Annotated in this window: 3 protein-coding genes; all 3 read right to left on the bottom strand. The window is 66.0% G+C overall.

What is annotated here, in order from left to right; translation table 11 throughout:
* Position 1: 1 nt before the first annotated feature.
* Positions 2–805 carry a cytochrome c3 family protein gene (locus ACIY1X_RS25615; protein WP_014159572.1) on the bottom strand — a complete coding sequence of 268 codons (804 nt, stop codon included), beginning with the start codon at positions 803–805 and terminating at the stop codon, positions 2–4.
* Positions 802–1,491 (bottom strand): hypothetical protein, encoded by a 690-nt coding sequence (locus ACIY1X_RS25610; protein ID WP_003292130.1) that lies wholly within the window; start codon positions 1,489–1,491, stop codon positions 802–804. Before ACIY1X_RS25610 ends, ACIY1X_RS25615 begins: the two co-directional genes overlap by 4 nt.
* A partial coding sequence (locus tag ACIY1X_RS25605) for a 2Fe-2S iron-sulfur cluster-binding protein (RefSeq protein WP_399686288.1) occupies positions 1,492–3,435 on the bottom strand: 1,944 nt, incomplete at its 5' end.

Here is a 3,435-nt window from a genome sequence, read left to right as displayed (position 1 = left end):
GTCAATGGTGATCATAGATCCCCACACCCCGGATGTCGTTCCATGAAGTGGTCTGGTGGCAGAGATAGCACTGCTCAGGTTCCGCATTCCTGACACCCGCTATCGGCTTGGACATCATTCCGAAGTGCTCCTTGTAGTGGCTGAGCGGCGCGAGGTGGCACTGGCCGCACTCGGTGGAACTCGGCGGTGGATGCCGGTACTCGGCAATCGACCATGTGGTCGTGCCGTGGCATGTCGCGCAGTCGTTTCCGAAGACCTGGACGTGCGGGTCGGTGGTCTTGTGGCAGCTCGCACAGTCCAGCAGCGTCTCCTTGTAAGTCATGCCGTTGGCAAGCGAGAGGTTGCCCGGCAGCGCCTCGGGCCGGTGTGCCTTGAGGTGCGCGAGCAGCACCGCCCCCTCATGACCCTCCGGGGCCCGATCGAGCCATCGCACGATGATGTCGGTCAAAGCCGCATGGTCCATACCACGCAGGCTGCGGCCGGCGTCGTGTTCCTTGTGGCAGGCCACGCAGTTGTTCGAGCCGGCGATGTCGGCATGGAATGCCGTCGGTTGTCGCTGGACCAGGACGGTCTCGTTTGCATGGCAGGCCACGCAAGTCGCGTCCTCCACGCCCTTCACCGGCGTGTGGCACGCCGCACAGTCCTCTTTGAGAAACGCATGTGCGCTGGACAGGGGGCCCGGAGAGGCCATGTTCTGCCACGTCGCGGCGCGCTGCATTTGCGGAAGGTATGTCCACAGTGCGACTGCCGACACCGGCGCCAGGACCGCGAGCAGCGCGGCGAGGATCTTTCCCTTTCGACTCATCTGAACCACCGCAACCCGAAGTAGATGCCAGCCCAGATATGCAACGCCAGCAGAAGATAGAAGATGATCGAGAACGCGATGTGTGCCGACAGCCAGGCGTTGAACAGCCTGCGCACCCGCTCCTGGAACTGGATCGAGTACTGCAGATCGGCGGCGGCGGATGCCAGTGGCAGCAGTTCGGCGCTGGCCTTGGGCGTACCGGCAACGCCCGCTGTTGGTCCTTGCGCGTAGGCCCAGTACTGCCCATCCAGAAGGCGCCACAGCCCGTCGATCTGCGCCTTCTTCTCGCGGATGTTCTCCGCGACGTAGCGCAGGTAATGCTGGCCGATGAACCCAGTGAGCACGCTCAGCAGCATCGATGCCGTCAGCGCGACGCCGAGCGCACTCTGGAACTTGTGCCCGCTATGGAGGATGGCCAACAGCGCGCCTACCAAGCCGAAATAGACGTGCGCCTGCAGCAATGCGCCGAAGCCATGCTTCCTGGTGAATGCGCGGCGCAGCGTAGCGCTGCGCTTGATTACGGTGTAGGTGAGCGGGACGAGCATGAACGCCGCGCCTACGACGCCGAACACGCCACCCAGGAGGCTTCCGGCGAAGAAGGAAGAGCGGTGCACCAGGAAACCCAGCCACAGGACCACCAGCATCGAGAAGATGATCGTCGCGATGATGCGATCCTGGTTGCGCATCTACGCATCCACCGAGATATCGGCCGACGCTTTCGCCTGGCAGGCCAGGATCACGCCCGAGGAACGATCGAGTGGCGTCAGACCGTCGTCCACGTCCATGGTGACCTCGCCCGACAGCAGCTTGATCTTGCAGAGGCCGCAGTAACCCTGCCGGCAGGCATATTCGATCGGAACGCCGACCTCTTCGGCGGCCTCGAGAACGGTCTGGCCGGCCGCCAGCGGCGCCTTTTTTCCGGACCGCTCGAAGCTGCAGGTGACGGCCGTCGCCGTGTCGTCCGCCGACACCTCCAGGCCGGGAGGCACTGTCCTGGAGGGGCTCAGGGACAGCTCGGAATGAACCGACGCCAGGTCGATGCCCAGCTTGCCCAGTTCGTTGCGGACCGCGTCCATCATCACCGACGGACCGCACAAGTGGATGCGGCGCGAACGGATCTGCGGAATCTGCCCCAGCAGTTCGGCGGTGATGAACCCACGCGGGCCGGTCCATGCCGCCGATGACTCGTCGCTCAGCACGATGGACACATGCAGGTTCGGATGCCGGCGGGCGAGTTGGTTCAGCTCGTCGCGGAAGATCACGCTTTCCAGGTCCTTGCAGGCGTAGACCAGGTCGATCCGGCCGTTCCAGCTCTGGTCGGTCAGGTAGCGGATGGAACTCATCAGCGGCGTGATGCCGACGCCGCCGCCCAGGAACACGACACTGTCGGACTCGACGCCGCGGAAGGTGAAGCGGCCGTAGGGGCCGGACGCATCGAGGAGATCGCCTTCCTTCACCTGCTCGTGCAGGTAACCCGAGACGATGCCGCCGCTTTCGTGCTTGACCGTCAGGTCGCACCAGCCGTGGCAGCATGGCGATGAAGCGATCGAATACGAGCGCTTGACCTGGTTCCCGCCTGAATGCACCGAAAGCGTGAGGAACTGGCCGGGCTCGAACTCGAACGGCAGCGCACCCACGCCCTCCACTGGCGCCAGCCGAAACGTCTTGACCTTGGGCGTCTCCTGGAAGACGCGTGCGACCCGCAGCTTGCCCACCCAGCCGCCCATGGTGGACACGGGTGCGCGTGCCTGCGGCTCGCCCTCGGCCGGCACGCCCGGAGACACGGACGCCGCGGGGGCCGGCGCCACACCGGAACGAGGCGCAGCGGCGGGGGCCGGAGGCACCGGTGCCCCGGTGCGCAACGTGGCGAGGACCGCATTCGTGCGTCGGGTTCGCGCCACGTACATCCAGGCGGCCAGCAGCGCAAAGGCCAGCAGCAACGCCATCGTGAAGTAGTGGAAGCCCGACAGGCCGAAGACGCCGTGCGCCGGGGCCGTGGTCAGGGGATCGGTCAGGTTCATCTCGCGCCGGAACCACGCCAGCGCGATCCCCCGCGGCGCCTGTCCTTCGGCCAGTGCGCGGTAGGCCGACAAGCCGCTGTCGAATTCGCCCCAGGCCACGCGCATGCGGTCGGATGCTTCCTGCAGGCCGCCGTAGTCGTTGCGCTGGACCGCGTGCGACGCCTCCGACGACAGGGACGCCAATAGCTGGATCCCTTCGTGCATCCGGTGGTGGGCGAGCTGCTCAACGCTCGCGCGCCGCTCCGGCGGTAGATCCGGCAGCGCCATCAGCTGCGGATACAGCAGCTTGTTGAGGCGCCGATCCCGACCGCACTCGTCTCCGCGGCAGCCGCGCATCATGTCGTCCATCATGCCGCCCATGGAACCGGCCATCATGCCGCCCATGGAACCGGCCATCGATGCACCACTCGAAGCCGGCATGCTGGCAGTCGCGTCCGGGTGATGCGCGGCGTGATCGTCATCGCCCGCCGATGCGTCAGCCGGCGGTGTGGCGCTCATCGGCATGCCGTTCATCGAGCTGCTGCTTTGCGCCGGCATGCCATCGGCTGGCGCCGGCTGCGGTACCGCCATGCTTCCGGCCTTGTCCGGATGATGCGCGGCGTGATCGTC

The sequence above is a fragment of the Xenophilus sp. genome (assembly GCF_044462705.1).
Taxonomy (GTDB): Bacteria; Pseudomonadota; Gammaproteobacteria; order Burkholderiales; family Burkholderiaceae_C; genus Xenophilus; species Xenophilus azovorans.
Note: the sequence above shows the minus strand (reverse complement) of the source record. Positions and strands in the feature narration are given on the sequence as shown.